Below are 19309 nucleotides of genomic sequence, written 5' to 3' on the forward strand. Positions count from 1 at the left end.
TAGCTTATCGAGTTAACCATCAATGATAAAAAACCAAGGAAGGTTTATTATGAAAAAGGTTTGGCTAGAGAATTATCCTAAAGGCGTCGTAGCTGATGTCTCAGCGACCAACCAATCCCTTTTAGAGCTATTTGAGCGCTCTTTTGCAAAATTTTCTCAAGATGAGCTGATCACCAATATGGGCGTGACTCATACCTACGCTCAGGTTGATGAGGCATCAAAAGTGGTTGCCGCTTGGATACAAAGCCTAGGTCTTAAGCAAGGATCGGTGATTGCCATTATGATGCCTAATGTCAATCAGTATCTGCCTATCGTTATTGGTGCACTGCGAGCAGGTATGGTCATTACCTTGGTCAACCCGCTATACACAGCTCGAGAGCTTGAATACCAACTTAATGACTCTGATTGTAAAGCCATATTCATTTTGACGCCTTTTTGCGCAACGCTTGAAAAAATAGTTGGTGGAACTGGTGTAAAAACCGTTGTGTGTAGCGATATCGGCGATATGTTAGGCACTGTCAAAGGTAAAATCGTCGATTTGGCGGCAAAATATGTCAAAAAAGCAGTTCCAGCCCACACGCTTAAATCCAATAGCCAGTATAAAGTCTACGCCTATAAATCCATCTTGAGAAAGGGTAAAGGTATGAGCTATACCCGCCCTCAAGCTGGCGCTAAAGATGTGGCGTTGTTGACCTATACAGGCGGTACGACAGGCAAGGCTAAGGGTATTATTATCAGCCATCACAACATAGAAATTGCAACCACGCAGTATGAGGCTTGGTTTCAACCTATTTATGATGGAGTGACTAGCAAGGAGCAAATAAATACTATCGTTGCTTTGCCTCTATACCATATATTTGCTTTTGTAATCTCTATGGTAGGTGTCAGATTGGGTCAGCACCTGATGCTAATTACCAATCCGCGTGATATCGATGGTTTTATCAAAACACTCAAATCGCGTCCATTCCATCTTTTACCCGCAGTAAACACTTTATTTCAAGCGTTAATGGCGCATCCTCAGTTTAAAACCATTGATGTCTCTGAGCTAAAACTGTCTGTTGCTGGTGGTATGGCAGCGACGCCAGAAACGGCTAAAAAGTGGCTTAAAGCAACGGGTCATCCTATCTTAGAAGGTTGGGGTATGTCAGAGACCATGGGCGTAGGCACCGCCAATCCTTTTACCAATAAGGAGTTTAACGGTAGCATCGGCATGCCATTACCCGGTATAGATATCAGCATTCGTGATGAAGCTGGAAGCGTTCTACAGTTAGGAGATGTAGGAGAGCTCTGTATCAAAGGCGATAATGTCATCTCTAGTTATCACAATATCGACAATGCGGGATTTTTCACCGCTGATGGTTACCTCAAAACAGGTGATATCGGCACTATGGATGATAAAGGCTACGTAAAAATATTCGATCGCAAAAAAGATATGATTATTGTGAGTGGTTTTAATGTTTATCCCAATGAAGTCGAAAATGTCATTGAAGCACATCCCAAGGTGGCTGAATGTTCGGTGGTCGGCGTTGATAGTGAATCACAAGGTCAATCAGTCAAAGCCTACGTGGTAAAGTCGGATTCTAGTGTCACGGAGGAAGAGATTAAAGCGTTTTGTAAAGAAAGCTTGGCAGGCTATAAATGTCCTCGTGACATTGAGTTTATCACCGAGTTGCCCAAGTCAACGGTTGGTAAAATACTGCGTCATGAACTGCGAAAAAAAGCCAATGAGGCGGCTTAAGATATAGTTTTTAGGGTAATTTTAATTACCGATATAACTGACTATTATTTTAATTGTTACTTGACTATAAGGGTGATCTTAACAAATAATAGGTCTTGCTAAGCAACAAGGATGTTATTTATGGTAATTTAAATTACCTATGATAAATATATAGTTTTTAAGATAAATACTTCTTACTTTTATCATAAAGAGTAATAAGGGTGCTTTGCCTAAATAGTGGTTTTTTATAAACCTTATACCAACTCAAATTTAATAAACTATCAAGGAAGATTTTATGGCTATCGCCTGTTTTAAACCGAAATGGATGGACGAAGAGATTGAGATGCTGCACGAGAGTGCGCTAAAACTTTTTAAAGATTGGGAGCAGCATGACGAAAAGTGGCGTGAAAGTGGCATGCTGGATCGCGAAGCGTGGTTAGAAGCTGGCGAAATGGGCTTTTTATGTGCCTCTATGCCAGAAGAGTATGGCGGAGCAGGCGGTGACTTTCGTCATGAAGCGGCATTAATTTATGCTCAGGCAGAAGCCAACCAAGCAGGATTTGGCGGCTTTTTGCATTCAGGAATCGTAGCGCCTTATATCTTGCATCACGGAACAGAGGCGCAAAAGCAGAAATGGCTACCGAAGATGGCGACCGGTGAGCTTATTGGCGCTATTGCTATGACTGAGCCGGGTACAGGCTCTGATTTGCAAAACATCAAAACCTTTGCCGTCAAGGATGATGATGACTATATTATCAATGGCTCAAAGACTTTTATTACCAATGGTCAATTAGGCAACTTAATCATCGTTGCTTGTAAAACGGATAGAGATCAGGGTGCTAAAGGCGTCTCGCTAATTGTAGTAGAAACCGACAATGCCCCAGGATTTGAGCGCGGTAAAAAGCTGAAAAAGCTAGGTTTGGCTTCACAAGATACCTCAGAGCTATTCTTTAGCAATATGCGTGTGCCGCAAGCGAATTTACTCGGTACCGTTGAAGGTATGGGCTTTATGCAGTTGATGCAAGAGTTGCCGCAGGAACGCTTGATCGTAGCGTTGGCAGGTATTGGCGCTATGAAACTAGCACTAGATTTGACCATTGACTATACCAAAGAGCGTACTGCTTTTGGCAAACCAGTCTGGGGCTTTCAAAATACCCGTTTTAAACTGGCTGAGTGTAACAGTCATTATATCGCCGCAAGTGCGCTATGTGATGCTGCTATAGAGGCGTTGTTAGACAAAAAGCTTACTGTACAACATGCCGCATTAATTAAGTATTGGGTGACTGAAAAACAATGTATCGTCATGGATGAATGCGTGCAATTATTTGGTGGCTATGGCTATATGATGGAATATCCTATCGCTCGACTCTATGCCGATGCACGGGTACAAAAAATCTATGGCGGCACCAATGAGATTATGAAGGAGCTTGCGGCACGTTTCATGTAAAAGTGGTTTGGTAAAACCACCTGATTTATATAGGTCAGGTGTCGGTAATTACCTTTTTTTGGGTGTTATGAACATACTTGTCATTTTGAATTTTTAACCTTTGATGAGCTTGCTAAATGAGATAACACCCAACTATTCAGAACGAACTTTCAAGGAGGAAAGTATGCTCGGACAAATGATGCACCGTCCATTGCTGATTAGTCATTTAATTGAACATGCAGCCAAATATCATGGCGATACCCCAATTATCTCGCGTGAGACGGATGGTAGTACCACTCATTTGGATTGGAAAACCATACATAGTAATAGTAAGCGTCTGGCTAATGCTTTAGTGAAGAGTCAGCGCTTGAGCCCGATGGTTGGTTCGATACAGGCGATATTGCAACCATCAACGAAGACGGGTATTTAAGAATTCGAGATCGTGCCAAAGACTTAATCAAGTCGGGTGGTGAGTGGATATCATCAGTAGAGCTAGAAGATATTGCTATGTCGCATCCTTCGGTAGCTATGGCAGCGGTTATTGGCGCCACACATCCAAAATGGGATGAGCGTCCGATTATCATTACCCAATTGGCGGTTGGCGAGCAGGTAAGCGAAGAGGCGCTAATCGCTCATTATGAAGGTAAGGTAGCAAAATGGCAGCTTCCTAATGCTGTCATCTTCGTAGAAGCAGTTCCGTTAAATGGTACTGGGAAAATGCTCAAAAAAGACTTACGTGAGCAGTATGCTAATCACCTTATTGAGCGCGGTTTGATCGATTAATTAAGCAATATTAAGACTTTTGTCTAAAAATAGAAAAGCTGTTGACCCTACAAAGTACTCAGGGTCAACAGCTTTTTTTTAAATGGATTTTAGGTAGTTCACTAGCTTATATAGCCCTAAATTGACCGATAAGACGCTTTGAGTAGTAGGGAGGAAATCATAGGTTTTTCAATTACAATAAATAGTGCTCTTGAACATATGCCACACACAGCTCATAAAAAGCTTGAGCAGGCGGGGAGATGGTTTTATTCGCCAATTTAAAAATACCAATTTGTCTATTTAAAGAGGGGTCAAGTAAACTTATCCAAACCAGCTCAGGTTCGTTAGAAGGAAAAGCAAGTTTCGGTAGGGTAGTGACACCTAAGTCATTTCTCAATAACGAGAACAATGAAGTGATGTTTTCTACTGTGTAGCGAGCCTTGCGATTAAGGGCTTCAGCAGGTGTATTTTCAAGGAGCTTACAAGTACCATTATAGATAAATGGCTGTGTCATTAGCTTCTGCCATTTTAGCCCTTTTTGAGCTTTAGTTTTTGACGACTTTGACTGCTGCTCTGATAAACGGTTTAGCTCATTGCTTTTCAGGCAGACCACACCGATGGGGTCTGATATGAGCGGAGTAAAATCAATATCCGCTTGATTGATACTCGTACAGTTGCCTAATGCTAAATCAACTTCTCCTGTCAGCAAGCGATTTGCCACACCCACCGCATTATCATCTATCAAGACGACTTCGATATCCGGAAATTTTTTTGAATAGGCGACCAAGACGCTAGGCAGTAGCTTAGTCACCAATGATGGCACGCTGGCAATCCTTATCTTTCCTTTATCCCCTGAGGCGATTGCTTGTAAATCATCTTCTAATCCTTGATAAACACTAAGGAACTGCTGAATTTTGGGTACACAGCTTTCTCCAAAACTTGTCAACACCGCTTTATTTCCGACTTCAAATAAACGCTGATTCAGCGTCTTCTCTAACTCCTTTATAGATGCTGATATGGCTGCTTGCGAGCGACTGGCACGATTGGCGGCCGCGCGAAAGCCGCCTTCTTCTACTACAAATAAAAAATGTCTTAACTGCTGCAGTTTCATAGTGGTTAGCACCTTTATGCTTGCTGATATCTCGAAAAAACATGATGGCTTCAAGTGATAGATTAAATCTATCATATTTAATATTTAATTGGTTAGATTTATCATATTTAAATAGGTAGCATAAGGGTTAGAAAGTAAAGGATTGATGCAACCATCTACTTAAAGGATATAAGAAATGACTACCCACTCAACCAAACAAGCCGTAAAAACCTCGCTATATGCCTCTAAGTCGCCACTTGAGTGGGCAGTGACTAATAATGGCACCTTATATACTGCGCAAATCCCTATTGATGAAAATGGTGAGGTGGTCGCAGGTGGTATCGAAGCCCAAACTCGCCAAACACTTGATAATTTAAAGCATACCCTAGAATGTGCTAATACTAATAAGGACTCGGTATTACAGGTATTAATTTATGTCACTGACCGCGACTATCTAAAAGTGGTCAATCAGGTTTATGCTGAATACTTCACCGCGCCTTTCCCAAATCGCGCTGCTTTAGTAATATCAGGATTGGCGCGTGAAGAAATGTTGGTCGAGCTAGTTGTTTATGCGGCTGTACCTTAGGCTTTCATTTGTAATTTTCTATTTATTTTATGACCCAAATCTATTGTATTTTTTATTTAAATAAACTCACTAAAAATTGTTATTAAGGATGTTCTTATGTCAACTCAAGTAACTCAACAAGACCCACAACGCTCACTTTATATCAACGGTGAATGGCAAGCAGGTAGCGATACGATTTCTAATATTAACCCATCTGATGTTACGGAAACCATTGGTGAGTTTGCTCAAGCCAGCAGTGACCAAGTACAAGATGCTATTGCAGCTGCGCGCCTTGCCCAGCCAAAATGGGAAAAGACGCCCATAGAAAAAAAGCAGTCAATTCTACAAGCCATTGGCGATGAGATGATTGCGCGTTGTGATGAGCTAGGTACTTTGCTATCACGTGAAGAAGGCAAACCATTTGCGGAAGGTCGAGGCGAGATTTATCGCGCTGGTCAATTCTTTCATTATTATGCCGCTGAAGTATTACGCCAAATGGGCGACCTTGCTGACTCGGTACGTCCTGGGGTGAAAGTCGAGGTAACCCGTGAAGCGGTCGGAGTCGTCGCTATCATTTCTCCTTGGAACTTCCCAACTGCTACCGCTGTCTGGAAGATTGCACCAGCGTTAGCCTATGGTAATAGCGTCATTTGGAAGCCTGCGAATCTAACGCCAGCCAGTGCGGTGGCGTTGGCAGAAATTATTCACCGTCAAGGATTGCCAGAAGGCACGTTTAACTTGGTACTTGGTGGCGGCTCATCAGTTGGTGATGCGTTGATTAATTCAAAAGACATCGATGCGGTCAGCTTTACTGGTTCAGTCGCGACTGGTCGTAAAGTTGCGGCGGCAACCGCACCAAACTTTGTCCGTTGCCAGTTAGAGATGGGCAGTAAAAATGCCTTGGTCATCGCTGACGATGCTGATTTGCAAGTGGCTATTGATGCTGCCGTTGCTGGCGCGTTCGGTGGGTCGGGTCAGAAATGTACCGCCTCTTCACGTCTGATTGTGATGGACGGTATTCATGATGCTTTCGTTGATGGCGTTATTGCAAAAATGAAAACCTTAAAAGTCGGTCATGCGCTTGATGACGGTATCTTTATGGGTCCAATCGTTGATGACAAGCAGCTTGCGTCTAACATGGATTGGATTGAAAAAGCCAAGCAAGTTGGTGCCAATTTAGCCTTTGGTGGCGAGCGTTTAGACATGCCGCATGACGGTTATTATATGTCGCCTACCTTATTTACCGAAACTGATAATAGCTGGGACATCAACCAAGAAGAAGTATTTGCTCCGCTTGCTTGCGTCATGCGTGTGCAGAACTTGGAAGAAGCGATTGCCATGACTAATGACACGCGTTTTGGCTTAACTGGCGGCATTATTACCCAAAGTTTGCGTAATAGCGCGATGTTTAAAGAACAAGTCCAAGCAGGCTGCGTGATGGTCAATCTAGCAACGGCAGGTACAGATTATCATGTGCCATTCGGTGGTCGTAAAGAGTCAAGCTTCGGTCCACGCGAACAAGGAACGTACGCCAAAGAGTTTTATACCATCGTTAAAACGGCTTATCAAAAAGCTTATTAATGGGCTTTTATTAGCTGGGATAAAGACGTAAGGCGCGTTTTGCGCACCGATTAAATATATATGTTTTTAAATTGGTGCGCAGGGCGCACCCTACATTAAAATTCTAAATAGTTAAGAGCAGTAGACACTATTTTTAAGAGCTCAAAAGGAGTTTGAGATGTACCAAGACCATATCATCATTGACGGATTACAGTATAGCCACTGGGATCGTGATTATTTCAAGATGCTACAAGCCAGTGGTATCGATGCGGTACACGCCACCTTGGTCTATCACGAGAATGCTCGTCAAACCCTAACGCGCTTTGCGGAATGGCATGCACGCTTTGAGCAAAATAGTGATTTGATCTTGCCTGTGTATTCGGTCGCTGATATTGAGACTGCTAAGCAACAAGGCAAAGTAGGTATCTTCTTTGGCGCGCAAAACTGCTCGCCTATCGATGATGAGATTGGTTTGATTAGTGTCATGCGCCGCTTAGGTTTATTGATTATGCAATTGACTTATAACAATCAAAGCTTACTAGCGACAGGTTGTTATGAGCAGAATGATTCTGGGGTAACGCGTTTCGGTCAACAGGCAATCGCCGAGATGAATCGCGTCGGGATGATTATTGATATGTCGCATAGCGCTGAGCAGTCAACGCTTGAGGCCATTGAGATATCGAGCCGTCCAATCTGTATCAGTCACGCCAATCCGAGTACTGCCCATGAGGCGCTGCGCAATAAATCCGATACCGTTATTAGTGCTTTGACCAAAGCTGGCGGATTGTTAGGTTTTAGCTTATATCCATTTCACTTGCCGAATGGCAGCGCCTGTACGCTCAATGACTTTTGTAGCATGATTGCTGATTGTGCCGATAAATATGGCGTTGAGCATTTAGCGATTGGTAGTGATTTATGTCTTAACCAACCACAAGCAGTACTTGAGTGGATGCGTAACGGTCGTTGGTCAAAGGCGATGGATTATGGTGAAGGTAATGCCAATAATTCAGGCTGGCCTGATACGCTGCCGTGGTTTGCTGGCAAGGACGGTATGGAAAATATCTATAACGGTCTATTGCAACATGGTTTCAATGATACCGATGCCGGTAAGATTATCGGTCAAAACTGGTTCAACTTTCTTGAGAGCGGTATCAAGCCTCTAGCTTAAATGTTTAAGCGGTATTTAGTGCGCTATGACGCTACATACTATTTGAATTATTAAAAGGTAAAGCAGAGCAAGACAAGATCAGAAAAGTAAGACTGTTTAGATAACTCTCTAATTTAAATGACACATCATTATGGAGCCACACCATGGCTGACTTAAAGGGATTTAATAGCAAGGATAATGGGCAAGGACGCTCTAATGATGCCGTTAAGATAGCGGATACTTCAGCCCATGCAGAAGCCTCATCCGATACGCTAGGGCTCAAAAACCCAGCATTTTGGTACAGTGGTGGTTTCATTATTATTTTTGTTCTCATGGCGATCTTTGCAGAAGAGCGCTTATCGAAAATAGTGGACTTGGGTTTTGTGTGGTCGGCTAAAGTTTTTGGTCCTTTTTGGCAAATCTTATTGTTAGCCGCTTTTGTGATTGCGTTAGCAGTTGGCGCTGGTCGCACCGGAAGGGTCATTTTAGGCAATCTACCCAAGCCTGAAATGGACAACTTTAAATGGATGGCGATTCTATTTTGTACGCTACTTGCGGGTGGTGGAGTCTTTTGGGCAGCCGCTGAACCGATTGCTCACTTTGTGACAGCACCACCTCTCTACGGCGAATCTGCTGATATCCAACAACGTGCATTTAATGCTTTATCCCAGTCATTTATGCACTGGGGTTTTTTGGCGTGGTCGATTGTCGGTAGCTTGACCGCTATCGTGGTAATGCATTTGCATTATGACAAAGGCTTGCCACTTAAACCTCGTACGCTCCTGTATCCTATGTTTGGCGAACGTGTTCTACATGGTCAAACGGGCGCAATCATTGATGCCTGCTGTATTGTCGCGGTTGCTGCCGGTACGATTGGTCCCATTGGTTTTTTGGGACTGCAAACCAGCTATGCACTCAATACACTATTCGGTGTTCCTGATACGTTCGTTACCCAACTCGTTATTATCATCTTTGCCATTGCCCTTTATACCATCTCAGCCATTAGTGGGCTGGCTCGCGGTATGCAATTACTTAGTCGCTTTAACGTTATGTTGGCTGTAGCACTTATGGTCTTTATCTTGGTGTTTGGGCCAACCAATTTTATTGTTAATGGTTATATCCAAGGCGTTGGCACGATGGTGCATAACTTTATCCCGATGGCGACTTTTCGCGGTGATGAAGGCTGGCTCGGTGGCTGGACAGTATTCTTTTGGGGTTGGTTCTTGGGTTATGGACCGATGATGGCTATCTTTATTGCCCGTATCTCACGCGGTCGTACCATTCGCCAATTAATCACCACGGTTTGTATTATTGCTCCACTAGTGACCTGCTTTTGGTTCACGGTCGTTGGTGGCTCAGGTCTGGCGTTTGAGATTGCCAATCCGGGTAGTGTTAGTACCGCTTTTGAAGGTTTTAATCTACCGGGTGCTTTGTTGGCTGTCACTCAGCAGCTGCCATTCCCCTTAATTACCTCGCTATTATTTATTATTTTAACCATGGTCTTTATCGTCACAACCGGCGACTCAATGACCTATACCATCAGTGTTGTTATCAGTGGTGAGCGCGAGCCCAACGCTATGATCCGTACCTTTTGGGGCATTATGATGGGGGTAACGGCTATCGTTTTAATCTCGCTGGGTTCAGGTGGGGTGACAGCTTTGCAATCCTTTATCGTGATTACCGCGGTACCGGTGTCATTCGTTCTACTGCCATCATTATGGAACGGACCCAAGATTGCTCAGCAAATGGCACGCGATCAAGATCTTTATCGTCCTAACCGAGTTGAGACAGATCATAAAATTGCGGAAGAAAAGCTTGCTAGACAAAACACTACTAAAGAAATCGATTGAATGCGTCATGGATATAGCGGATAACCTATTTACGCATTGATGTCAGTATTTAAAAGTAGCAGATAAATTATTGGCTTAATATATTATTTAAGGTGAGAGTCATATGGAACATAGCTTATTAGGTAATAGTAACCCAAACAATGGAAAGCTAGCCAACGATAATTTAGACGCGGTCAGCTTTCGTACCCCAGATGTAGTGATGCAATCTGAGAGATTGGGCGCGATGCACCAAACGCGTATTAGCTTTGTGCGTACGCTCCTGCGTAAAATTGATAAAGAAAATTGGACGCTAACTAAGCATCTTTGGGGTTGCAAACAGTTAAATAAAACATATACAAACCTACCTATTTATTACTATAATAGATAGATTATATCTATAATATAGAGAGCAAGTTATGGGGAAACTGGTTAGTATTGGGGAGGCTGCCAAACATTTCGGGGTTGCTCAATCCACATTAAGACGTTGGGATGAGGATGGTACGTTAGTCGCCAAGCGAACCGAGAACGGGCATAGGCGATATGATTTAAGTGAAATCAGACCGCATTCCTTGAATACACCACCTAAATTAGACCGAAAAACCATTGCTTATGCTCGTGTGTCGAGTCGTGATCAAAAAGACGACTTACTTCGCCAGTCTCAAGTTTTGGAACTTTATTGTGCCAGGCAAGGCTGGACTTTTGAGACGATTACCGATCTTGGTAGTGGAATGAATTATAAAAAGAAAGGCTTAAAAAACCTGCTTGATGACATACTGAGCAATAAAGTTGAACGGCTGGTAATTACCCATAAAGACAGGCTTTTACGATTTGGTGCAGAACTGGTTTTCATGTTGTGTGAGGCTCGTGACGTTGAAGTGGTAATAATCAATCAAGGTGAAGAGTTGAGTTTTGAGCAAGAATTAGCCCAAGATGTATTGGAGATTATCACCGTATTTTCAGCGAGGCTATACGGCTCTCGCAGCAAGAAAAACCAACAATTAATAGAGGCGGTTAAAAAAGCATTATGATCCGTGGACACATTATCGAACTCAAGCCAAACAACGTACAGGCAAATCACCTTGCTCGTGCTTGTGGCGTGGCGAGAAAAGCCTACAACTGGGCTTTGCATGAGTGGCAGCGGCAGTATGCGCTTGACAAAGCGTACCGTGATGCGTGTTTGGCCGCAGGCGTTGAGGTTGATACTAAAAATCTAAACAAGCCCTCACAGGCGAAGCTCAGACGCGAATTGAACGCCATTAAGCGTGAATTATTCCCCTATATGCTGGAAGTGACCAAATGCGCTCCGCAGGCGGCAATCATGCAGTTGGGTGATGCTTATAACAACTTCTTTAAAGGCTTAGCGAAATACCCAACCGCTCGTAAAAAAGGCCGTGACGATAGATTCAGTTTATCCAACGACCAATTTGCCATTAAAGGTAAATCCATTCGTATCCCAAACTTGGGCTGGGTTCGCTTAAAAGAAGCTTTACGTTTTGACGGCAAGATCATGTCAGCCACCGTCTCTAAACGTGGCGGTAAGTGGTTTGTTAGTGTGGCTGTTGAAATACAAAAAGCTGTAATTCCTACTAAAAAGACAGGTAAAAGCGTTGGTGTTGATCTTGGTATTACCGACTTACTGGTTTTATCAGACGGCACTAAAATTAAAGCGCCAAAACCACTTCAAGCAAACCTTAAAAAACTAAGAACGCTAAACAAAGCGCTCAGTCGCACTAAAAAAGGCAGTAAAAACAGAGAAAAAGCGAAAACCAAGCTCTCTCGTTTGCACTATAAGATCAGGTGTATTAGGCAAGATTCTCTCCATCAAATCACAACAAGTCTGGTTAATGAGTTCGATGTGATTGCGATTGAGGATTTGAATGTCAAAGGTATGGTTAAGAACAGGCGGCTATCAAGAGCTATCAGTGACTTGGGTTTCTTTGAGTTTAAGCGACAGCTTATCTACAAAGCCACTGAGCAAGGCAAGGTTGTGAAATCAGTCGGACCCTTCTACCCAAGCTCAAAAACCTGTTCAAACTGCAATCATATCCTTGGTAAAGATGAGCTAACATTGAAAATGCGTGAGTGGTTGTGCCCTAACTGTCAGGTTTCTCATGACCGTGACCTCAACGCCAGCATCAATATTTTAAATAACGCGACTGTTATTTTAACAGCTGCATAATCCTGTTTATTGGACGGTGAGTTCCATCGCCAATTAAAAAAGTCTGTGGAGTCGTGGTCAGTCTAAATCTCAAATGAGAAATAGCGCGTGACAATGAAGCAGAAAGAAAACGTCAAACCTATCTAATAGTCAATATTGGCTAGGTTTGAGTAAGATTTTTGGAACGGTTTGGATGACAATGGCTACGGACAAGTTATCTATCGTTTGCAAACGCCGGAGCACGTTTATCACTTGGTGGTGTTTTGCAATCAGATTGCCGATGAAGAACGCAATGATCGCGTGATTGCGCAAAAGTGGGATGTGACATTTGCTTTGGTTTATGGCGAAATTGGCGATGAGCTATTGGCAAACCTAAAAGCTAACGTGCCGCTACAAGAAGCCGGTCGCAACTCAAACATGGTGATGGTGCTGGCACGGGCTAATAAAAGCGTGCGAGTCTTTGAGCATATTGTCAGTGCGCTTGCCGATGGACAGCAACCTGATTTGGACGTACTGGCGCAAGTCGGTTATATCCTGCGCACCACTGCGGTTTATGGCAATGGTAAGTTTGGTATTTTTGACTTTAAACCACTCGATCATAGCGAAGACTTCAACCAATCATTTCGTGCGCAAATGTGTGCGGTGTATTTGCTTCGAGAGTTTAGCCTCGACTGGGTCGATTATTTGGCTAAGAAAAAAGGTGGCGATAAGGCAGTCAGCCTACACCCAGAGATTAAGCAATATTTGGGTATTGGTAATGCCACTGGTTTGGGTATGGCGCCTTATTTAATCAATCATCCTTGTGTCGTTGATCAGTGGCTAAGTACTCGCGAAGGGGCGTTACAAGCGGTATTGGTTTGTGATATTGAGCATCAAGCGGATAATAATAAGATACAGCAGTTCTCAAGCTTAATGAATCGTGCTATTCAGCATTTTTCTGAAGTAGTTACTATCAATGAGCCACAAATTATTATCAATAACATCATTGTGCAGGAATTAACGAGCCTACAAAACAATCTCACATCTGAGCTCAAAAAGTGTAAAACATGGGCTGATTTTTTACAGCGCAATGATCATTTAATTTTTGAGAGTCAAGAGGTTATTATCTCTTGCTTGATGGAGCTTTATCCTGATCTTGTAGATGAGTTTGCAGGGCAAGTAAACGCTGATGAGACCATGTCACTGCCCAGTGGCAAAGTCCTTCAAGACTTAATTGAGGTTTTAGAGGCGCGTTATCAGTGGGCAATCAACATTGATTTTGCTGCAGAAGAAAATGTCTATTGGTTTTGGTATCGCTCTGAGGATAAAGAAGAGCCGAGAATGGGCGTGCGTGGACAAGAGCGTGGCGATGATAAAGAGTTCTTGCTCGATATTGGCAGACAAGCGAATACTTTGTATTTAGCGTTACAGCAGGCAAATCCACAACAGTTGCTATCAGAATTTATCTTAACCCAGCCAAAATATCGCACCATCGCCCGTCGTGTTTGGACGATGGGTCATAAGAAGATGGGCGATATTCAGATTAACGTATTGCAAAAAACCGCATTACCGATGCATTTATTGCGCTGTAAATTGTCTATGTTTGGTGCAACTAAGTTTGATCCACGTTCAGATCGCTGGGTGCGTGTGACCTTGTTCCAAGGTGCGCCGTTATTCAATGATGTGCATAGTGATGAATGGCTATTTCCTCTTTTACCAAAAATAAATGAGTTGACCACCTTACCGTTAACTGCCCAATAAGGAGTATTGAGACATGATTGTATCGCATAATGAAATCGTGACCATGGTGAATAAAGCCTTTTTGGGGTTGCAACGTGAGGTGGGTGAGGCAGATCTTATTGCTTCTATGGTAGCGGAGCTACAGATGGCTGGACTCAATGGTATTTTACATTTTAATAATGCCAGTCCTTTTATACTGTCCGAACGTGATGTGGCCATTGATATCGTTCATCAAACTGAGGAAGAGCTCATCTTAGATCTGCATGGCAGCAGTCTGGTCTGTCATTTACCGGTGGTGATGGACTACGCCATTGAAAAAATGGGCAATCGTGAGCATTTCAGAATCTACTTGCGTAACTGTCATAACCGCTGGCTGGCTTATAGCGAACTGGTAACTCTTGCGGCAAAAGGCATCGCTTGTCTGGCTAAGTGGGATAATGGCAGCGCCCCTAAGCACACCATCTTTACTTTGGATAAAAGGTTTGTCTATCCTGATTTATATTTCTTTAATGAGGGGCAGGAGAATTATAATACCAATGATATGGTAATTGAGCTTGCGACCTCTAATTTTGATATTGAACAAGATATTCAGTATTTTGACCATAAAATATCAACGGATGAGCTGTTCGAAACCCATCAGCGCGCTTGGAAAGAAGGCGTTTATGTCGACGATGAGCAATGGGCAATACTTAAGAAAAGTGCTGCGGCGATATTGGTTGAAAATAGCGAGGCATCAAGTAAAGGGGCAGGGGGCGTGTAGGTGACAGAACGAGTCTTGAGCGATAAAACTCTAGGGCGTATCACCATTTTCAAAATGAGGACAGGCCCCAGTATACTGCATAGCCAAAATTAAGAGTTAGCATTTTGGCTGCGTAAAGGCTCCAGTAATAACTTCTCTTTCTTATAATAGCGGCAGTAGAAACTACTGCCGCTATAAGCATTTTTATTTCTTCAAATAATGCCCTCTATAATCTAAAACAACAAGGCAGTTTGATGATAGAAAATCAAACTGCCTTGTTGTCAAAAACCTTGACTCTGAAGCCACTACAGGGTTCATAATGCCTTCAATAAAAGGATAAATGATTATGCAATATCATATTGAAGGTATGGACTGTGCGAGTTGTGTTGGCAAAATTGAGAGGGCGCTAATACGTATGCATGGCGTCTCTGAGGTGCAGCTAAACTTTGCTACCCAAAGGCTAGAGCTAACCCTAGCGCCTGATGCAACGACTGACGTTGAAGAGATCAAAAAAACCATTAAGCGTCTGGGGTTTGGTGTGTCAGAGTTAACCGACCAAAAAAATAAGGTGGGCATTGATGGTAGTCAAGCAGCTGTAGACGATAAGCGCTGGTGGCAGACCATAAAGGGCAAGCAGGTCGTTGGTACTGGGCTTTTGATGAGCGCAGCATATGTGTTGTCTTTAATTTTCCCTGAATATGGCGCATGGGCTTTTGTGGCTGCTGTGGCTATTGGTGTCCTGCCATTTGTCCGTAAAGCTTTTGTACTGGCGTCAACAGGTTCGCCTTTTTCAATCGAAATGCTCATGTCCGTTGCTGCTATCGGTGCCCTTATTATTGGTGAAGCTGAAGAAGCCGCTGCCGTGGTATTCTTATTCTCTGTTGGTGAGTTGTTAGAGAGCGTCGCGGCTGATCGTGCTCGCGCAGGGATCAGAGCTTTATCGTCACTAGTGCCAAAGACGGCTATCTTATTGGACGCGCAAGGGCAACAACGTCAGGTAGCGGCAACTTCATTACAGGTTAACGATAAAGTTCTCGTGCGTCCTGGTGATAGAGTCTCTGCTGATGGAGTCATTATCCAAGGTATATCCAGCCTTGATGAGTCGCCTGTGACGGGAGAATCTGTTCCTGTTGCCAAGACCATAAACGATGATGTCTTTGCTGGATCTATCAACGTTGATGGAGTGCTACAAATACGTGTGGAGAAAACGGCTGCGGATAATACGATTGCGCGTATTATTGAGCTTGTGGAGCAGGCGCAAGCGTCCAAAGCACCGACCGCGCGCTTTATTGAGACCTTTAGCCGCTACTATACCCCTATCGTCATGGCAATTGCTGCCTTAGTCATTATCATTCCACCGCTGCTGATGGGAGGAGAGTGGGCGACATGGCTATATCGTGGTCTCGCGCTATTACTGGTTGCCTGTCCTTGCGCTCTAGTACTATCAACACCCGCTGCTATTGCCTCAGGTTTGGCCGTTGGTGCGCGTCATGGACTGCTTATCAAAGGCGGTAATGTCATGGAGTTGGTAGGTCAGGTCAGTACCATCGCTTTTGATAAAACGGGTACCCTGACCGAAGGCAAACCACGGGTAACCGATATTATTGGCTTCACAAAATCACATATAGACGCTGAGGATCAAGATAAATTATTGGCACTGTTTGCGAGTGTAGATTCCGCTTTTAGTCATCCTCTTGCTCAAGCTATTGTGGATCATGCCAAAGCCGCTAAGGTGATTATACCTGATGCCTCTAATGCTTCTGCTACTGCAGGTAAAGCCGTTCATGCAACTGTCGCTGGACGTTCTTTAGCTATCGGCTCACCCGTCTACGTAGCTGAGAAAGTTATGTTGTCAGCTGAGCAGCAGGTTCAAATTGAAACGCTACAAAATGACGGCAAGACGGTTTCGATTTTGTTTGATGAGCAAACGAGTGAGGCGCTAGGGTTGGTGGCTCTACGTGATGAGTTGCGAGAGGATGCACAGCAAGCTATTGCACGGCTTAACAAGATGAATGTGCGCTCTGTCATGCTTACAGGCGACAATAGCCGTACAGCAAAAGCGCTTGCCAATCAGTTGAATATAGAGTGGAAGGCTGAACTGTTACCTGAAGATAAGCTGCGTCTACTTAGCGAGATGCAAGCCAATAGTAAAATAGCAATGATTGGTGATGGCATCAATGACGCACCCGCTTTGGCAACGGCAGATGTCGGCATTGCGATGGGTAGTGGTACGGATGTGGCTATCGAAACGGCTGATATCGCACTATTAAAAAGCCGCGTGATGGACGTTGCGAACCTTATTGCCTTATCCCGCGCCACCATGAGAAATATCCATCAAAACGTCATCTTTGCACTGGGCTTAAAAGGTATATTTCTAATAACAACGGTGCTCGGCATTACAGGACTTTGGATTGCCGTATTGGCTGATACTGGCGCTACTGTGCTGGTTACGCTGAATGCTTTGCGGTTACTACGCTTTAAAACAGGGTCTTCTACTTAACGATAGTTAAAGAATAAAACGGCTCTCGCTACATCGGGGGCTGTTTTATTAGCATTATTTATGGTTATATGGTTATATGGCTTTTGACTAAGCCACGTTTTATAAAGGTTTTGAGAAGCTTTAGTCAGTGCGAGGTTATGTCTAAATACAGTAATTGGTCCACCCACCAAGACTCGAAATATTGCTATATTAACATAGCCCAACTTGGAGATACCGGCGTCCGTGATAATAATGGCTGATGTTGCATAGTACTGCTTTGCTAAAATACCCAGATTTTGGCGCATACTGTCAGCTTCGCTAACGATATGTCCATTGGTATAAAATTCAATCCATAAGATTATTGAGGGTTTTGGGGTTTGCTCTAAAAAATAATGCAATAGAATTCGGGGTAGTCTCGGAGAAGGTTCAATAACGATGTCATATATACAAGAAAATCAGCCATTATTCGCTTTAGGTTTTCTGCTTTTTCTGGTTATCAGTGTTTTGTTGGTTTTGCAGTATCTGATTATTCGTTATGGACAGAGGTTTCTTGCTCAAGCGATTCGCTATTGGGTAATCATAAAACGCTACCTTGGAAAAAATACGTACATTATTCAATTTAAAGATAGGTATCCTAAGCTATATTTAATGCTGTCACAACGGTTCGATTTACGACATTTTCACGGTTTGTCATTGACACTTTTATTCATAGTGATGGGCTATATACTGGCCTTGTTTTTAGGACTGGTTGAAGACGTGGCCACGTTGAAACCTATTGTGGCTACAGATTATTTTGTATCGGCGCAAATGAGCTTACTGCGTGACTCTGACATTATTAACTTTTTTATCCAAATAACCAGCTTTGCTTCTACTCCCATGACCGTTTTGGTGATGCTGCTCACTGCGATAGTCTGCTGGGTGATTCGGCAACGCTATGTAATCATAGGATTGATGGTTGCCACTTTAGGCAGTGCTGCATTTACTTTTTTGAGTAAGTCTTTATTTCAACGTGAGCGACCTGCCAATATTTTACTGTTTGAGCACACCCATTCTTTTCCAAGTGGTCATGCTACGATTACGGTTGCTTTATATGGGTTCGTCACCTATCTGCTTATTCGGTTTAATCAAAATTTTTCCCAAAAAACTCGTATATTTATTATCGCTATATTTTTTATGATATTGGTAGGGTTAAGTAGAATTGTACTAAATGAACACTATTTAAGTGACGTATTAGGCGGCTATTTAGTGGGTGCGTTGTGGTTAACAGTTGGCATCAGTGTCACAGAGTGGTTAAGCGCAAAAAATAAAATTAGTTGGCAACTCGAGTGGGCGTCTTCACATATATATATGATCTGGCTTAGTGGGATTGGAATATTTATTAGTACGCTGGTTTATGCTGAACTTTATCAATTTCCACTGTTGTTATCCTAAGCAGAGTAGTGAGTCAATTGAGAAATATAATATTAACCATAATGTCCTAGGCTAATGATATGACTCCTTTACACACAGCCTTAGCTGTACTGGTTGCCTTTATTTGGGGTGTGAACTTTACCTTTATTGCATGGGGGCTTGAGAGCTTTCCACCACTGATGCTCACCGCTCTGCGTTTTTTCTTCTCTCATGTTTGAGACCGCTGCATGGCAGTTGACGACGTTTACAGGGGCATCACTCAAGTCTTGGCTGTCGCTTGGATTTATCGTGTACATCTCAACCCTCATTGGCTTTGGACTATGGGCCTATCTGCTTAGCCAAAATACGGCCTCTAAGGTTATGCCATATGCTTTATTGGTACCAATATTTGCGATGGTAACTTCAGTGCTGCTTACAGGGGAGGTAGTAACGTGGTGGAAGATGTTGGCAATGATATTGATTTTGTCAGGGCTAGTCTTGGCAAATGTGAAGATAGGGAAAAAACCGCAGTCAATACGACATTAGCTGCTATTCCACTACCAGTAGATATGGTATCGATTTTTCTTCCCATAAAAAACAAACCTACCAGAACGATAGGTTTGTTTTGAGCGAGCTTAAAGAATTAATTTAAAGAGCTACTTTAAGGGACTGTTTTAAAGAACTGCTTTAAAGAACAATGTTTTCTTGTTCGCCTTTTTCCCATTTAAC

The 19309-nt window shown here is 43.1% G+C and carries 16 protein-coding genes and 2 pseudogenes; 16 read left to right on the forward strand and 2 right to left on the reverse strand.

Annotation, left to right across the window (positions count from 1 at the left end; genetic code table 11):
* The first annotated feature begins 49 nt into the window (after positions 1 to 49).
* The 4 genes and pseudogenes from ACT3TU_RS10015 to ACT3TU_RS10030 form a co-directional block, all read left to right on the forward strand.
* The gene (locus ACT3TU_RS10015) at positions 50 to 1738 is read left to right on the forward strand and encodes an AMP-binding protein (protein ID WP_192523086.1); all 1689 of its coding nucleotides are present in this window, start codon (positions 50 to 52) and stop codon (positions 1736 to 1738) included.
* Positions 1739 to 2012: 274 nt separating this feature from the next.
* Entirely contained in the window at positions 2013 to 3164 is a 1152-nt protein-coding gene (locus tag ACT3TU_RS10020; protein WP_192523087.1) for an acyl-CoA dehydrogenase family protein, read from the forward strand.
* Between the two features lie 163 nt (positions 3165 to 3327).
* The gene (locus ACT3TU_RS10025) at positions 3328 to 3573 is read left to right on the forward strand and encodes a hypothetical protein (protein WP_192523088.1); all 246 of its coding nucleotides are present in this window, start codon (positions 3328 to 3330) and stop codon (positions 3571 to 3573) included.
* Positions 3498 to 3926, forward strand: a pseudogene (locus ACT3TU_RS10030) (AMP-binding enzyme); the annotation flags it as partial. The gene ACT3TU_RS10025 and the pseudogene ACT3TU_RS10030, both read left to right, overlap by 76 nt.
* Positions 3927 to 4098: 172 nt before the next feature.
* On the opposite strand, the gene ACT3TU_RS10035 reads toward ACT3TU_RS10030, so the two are convergent.
* Positions 4099 to 5016, reverse strand: a complete 918-nt coding sequence (locus ACT3TU_RS10035) for a LysR family transcriptional regulator (RefSeq protein WP_444784327.1) — start codon at positions 5014 to 5016, stop codon at positions 4099 to 4101.
* Between the two features lie 175 nt (positions 5017 to 5191).
* On the opposite strand from ACT3TU_RS10035, the gene ACT3TU_RS10040 reads away from it, so the two are divergent.
* The 10 genes from ACT3TU_RS10040 (at position 5192) to ACT3TU_RS10085 (ending at position 17212) form a co-directional block, all read left to right on the forward strand.
* Positions 5192 to 5581 carry a RidA family protein gene (locus ACT3TU_RS10040; protein WP_444784328.1) on the forward strand — a complete coding sequence of 130 codons (390 nt, stop codon included), beginning with the start codon at positions 5192 to 5194 and terminating at the stop codon, positions 5579 to 5581.
* Positions 5582 to 5677: 96 nt separating this feature from the next.
* Complete coding sequence (locus ACT3TU_RS10045) at positions 5678 to 7141, forward strand: aldehyde dehydrogenase family protein (protein WP_192523091.1); 1464 nt, start codon at positions 5678 to 5680, stop codon at positions 7139 to 7141.
* 157 nt (positions 7142 to 7298) lie between these two features.
* Positions 7299 to 8288 carry a membrane dipeptidase gene (locus tag ACT3TU_RS10050; RefSeq protein ID WP_444784329.1) on the forward strand — a complete coding sequence of 330 codons (990 nt, stop codon included), beginning with the start codon at positions 7299 to 7301 and terminating at the stop codon, positions 8286 to 8288.
* A gap of 143 nt (positions 8289 to 8431) precedes the next feature.
* A complete protein-coding gene (locus tag ACT3TU_RS10055; protein ID WP_444784330.1) occupies positions 8432 to 10117 on the forward strand; it encodes a BCCT family transporter in 1686 nt (561 codons plus the stop codon).
* A gap of 103 nt (positions 10118 to 10220) precedes the next feature.
* Entirely contained in the window at positions 10221 to 10484 is a 264-nt protein-coding gene (locus tag ACT3TU_RS10060; protein ID WP_192523110.1) for a hypothetical protein, read from the forward strand.
* Between the two features lie 28 nt (positions 10485 to 10512).
* On the forward strand, positions 10513 to 11124 hold the full coding sequence (locus ACT3TU_RS10065) for an IS607 family transposase (RefSeq protein WP_068404139.1): 612 nt from the start codon (positions 10513 to 10515) through the stop codon (positions 11122 to 11124).
* Positions 11121 to 12275, forward strand: a complete 1155-nt coding sequence (locus tag ACT3TU_RS10070) for an RNA-guided endonuclease InsQ/TnpB family protein (RefSeq protein ID WP_192523094.1) — start codon at positions 11121 to 11123, stop codon at positions 12273 to 12275. Before ACT3TU_RS10065 ends, ACT3TU_RS10070 begins: the two co-directional genes overlap by 4 nt.
* 168 nt (positions 12276 to 12443) lie before the next feature.
* Positions 12444 to 13994 carry a hypothetical protein gene (locus ACT3TU_RS10075; RefSeq protein ID WP_225735225.1) on the forward strand — a complete coding sequence of 517 codons (1551 nt, stop codon included), beginning with the start codon at positions 12444 to 12446 and terminating at the stop codon, positions 13992 to 13994.
* Between the two features lie 13 nt (positions 13995 to 14007).
* Positions 14008 to 14733 (forward strand): DUF3726 domain-containing protein, encoded by a 726-nt coding sequence (locus ACT3TU_RS10080; protein WP_192523095.1) that lies wholly within the window; start codon positions 14008 to 14010, stop codon positions 14731 to 14733.
* Between the two features lie 325 nt (positions 14734 to 15058).
* On the forward strand, positions 15059 to 17212 hold the full coding sequence (locus tag ACT3TU_RS10085) for a heavy metal translocating P-type ATPase (RefSeq protein WP_444784331.1): 2154 nt from the start codon (positions 15059 to 15061) through the stop codon (positions 17210 to 17212).
* Here ACT3TU_RS10085 and ACT3TU_RS10090 read toward each other — a convergent pair.
* Positions 17209 to 17496: a hypothetical protein gene (locus ACT3TU_RS10090; RefSeq protein ID WP_444784332.1), complete on the reverse strand. Its 288-nt coding sequence runs from the start codon at positions 17494 to 17496 to the stop codon at positions 17209 to 17211. The genes ACT3TU_RS10085 and ACT3TU_RS10090 overlap by 4 nt on opposite strands.
* Before the next feature lie 130 nt (positions 17497 to 17626).
* Here ACT3TU_RS10090 and ACT3TU_RS10095 point away from each other — a divergent pair, with 130 nt between their 5' ends.
* Complete coding sequence (locus tag ACT3TU_RS10095; protein ID WP_444784333.1) at positions 17627 to 18622, forward strand: phosphatase PAP2 family protein; 996 nt, start codon at positions 17627 to 17629, stop codon at positions 18620 to 18622.
* Between the two features lie 59 nt (positions 18623 to 18681).
* Positions 18682 to 19126: pseudogene (locus ACT3TU_RS10100) on the forward strand (DMT family transporter).
* Positions 19127 to 19309 lie beyond the last annotated feature (183 nt).

The organism is Psychrobacter sp. AOP3-A1-26, assembly GCF_052378235.1.
Lineage (GTDB): Bacteria > Pseudomonadota > Gammaproteobacteria > Pseudomonadales > Moraxellaceae > Psychrobacter.

What these genes read in the sequence shown, in the direction of transcription:
- ACT3TU_RS10050 (WP_444784329.1), top strand. Translation starts at nt 7,299, where the DNA reads ATGTACCAAGACCATATCATCATTGACGGATTACAGTATAGCCACTGG.
- ACT3TU_RS10045 (WP_192523091.1), top strand. Translation starts at nt 5,678, where the DNA reads ATGTCAACTCAAGTAACTCAACAAGACCCACAACGCTCACTTTATATC.
- ACT3TU_RS10085 (WP_444784331.1), top strand. Translation starts at nt 15,059, where the DNA reads ATGCAATATCATATTGAAGGTATGGACTGTGCGAGTTGTGTTGGCAAA.
- ACT3TU_RS10090 (WP_444784332.1), bottom strand. Translation starts at nt 17,496, where the DNA reads ATGCGCCAAAATCTGGGTATTTTAGCAAAGCAGTACTATGCAACATCA.
- ACT3TU_RS10020 (WP_192523087.1), top strand. Translation starts at nt 2,013, where the DNA reads ATGGCTATCGCCTGTTTTAAACCGAAATGGATGGACGAAGAGATTGAG.
- ACT3TU_RS10070 (WP_192523094.1), top strand. Translation starts at nt 11,121, where the DNA reads ATGATCCGTGGACACATTATCGAACTCAAGCCAAACAACGTACAGGCA.
- ACT3TU_RS10080 (WP_192523095.1), top strand. Translation starts at nt 14,008, where the DNA reads ATGATTGTATCGCATAATGAAATCGTGACCATGGTGAATAAAGCCTTT.
- ACT3TU_RS10060 (WP_192523110.1), top strand. Translation starts at nt 10,221, where the DNA reads ATGGAACATAGCTTATTAGGTAATAGTAACCCAAACAATGGAAAGCTA.
- ACT3TU_RS10015 (WP_192523086.1), top strand. Translation starts at nt 50, where the DNA reads ATGAAAAAGGTTTGGCTAGAGAATTATCCTAAAGGCGTCGTAGCTGAT.
- ACT3TU_RS10035 (WP_444784327.1), bottom strand. Translation starts at nt 5,016, where the DNA reads ATGAAACTGCAGCAGTTAAGACATTTTTTATTTGTAGTAGAAGAAGGC.
- ACT3TU_RS10095 (WP_444784333.1), top strand. Translation starts at nt 17,627, where the DNA reads ATGTCATATATACAAGAAAATCAGCCATTATTCGCTTTAGGTTTTCTG.
- ACT3TU_RS10040 (WP_444784328.1), top strand. Translation starts at nt 5,192, where the DNA reads ATGACTACCCACTCAACCAAACAAGCCGTAAAAACCTCGCTATATGCC.
- ACT3TU_RS10025 (WP_192523088.1), top strand. Translation starts at nt 3,328, where the DNA reads ATGCTCGGACAAATGATGCACCGTCCATTGCTGATTAGTCATTTAATT.
- ACT3TU_RS10065 (WP_068404139.1), top strand. Translation starts at nt 10,513, where the DNA reads ATGGGGAAACTGGTTAGTATTGGGGAGGCTGCCAAACATTTCGGGGTT.
- ACT3TU_RS10055 (WP_444784330.1), top strand. Translation starts at nt 8,432, where the DNA reads ATGGCTGACTTAAAGGGATTTAATAGCAAGGATAATGGGCAAGGACGC.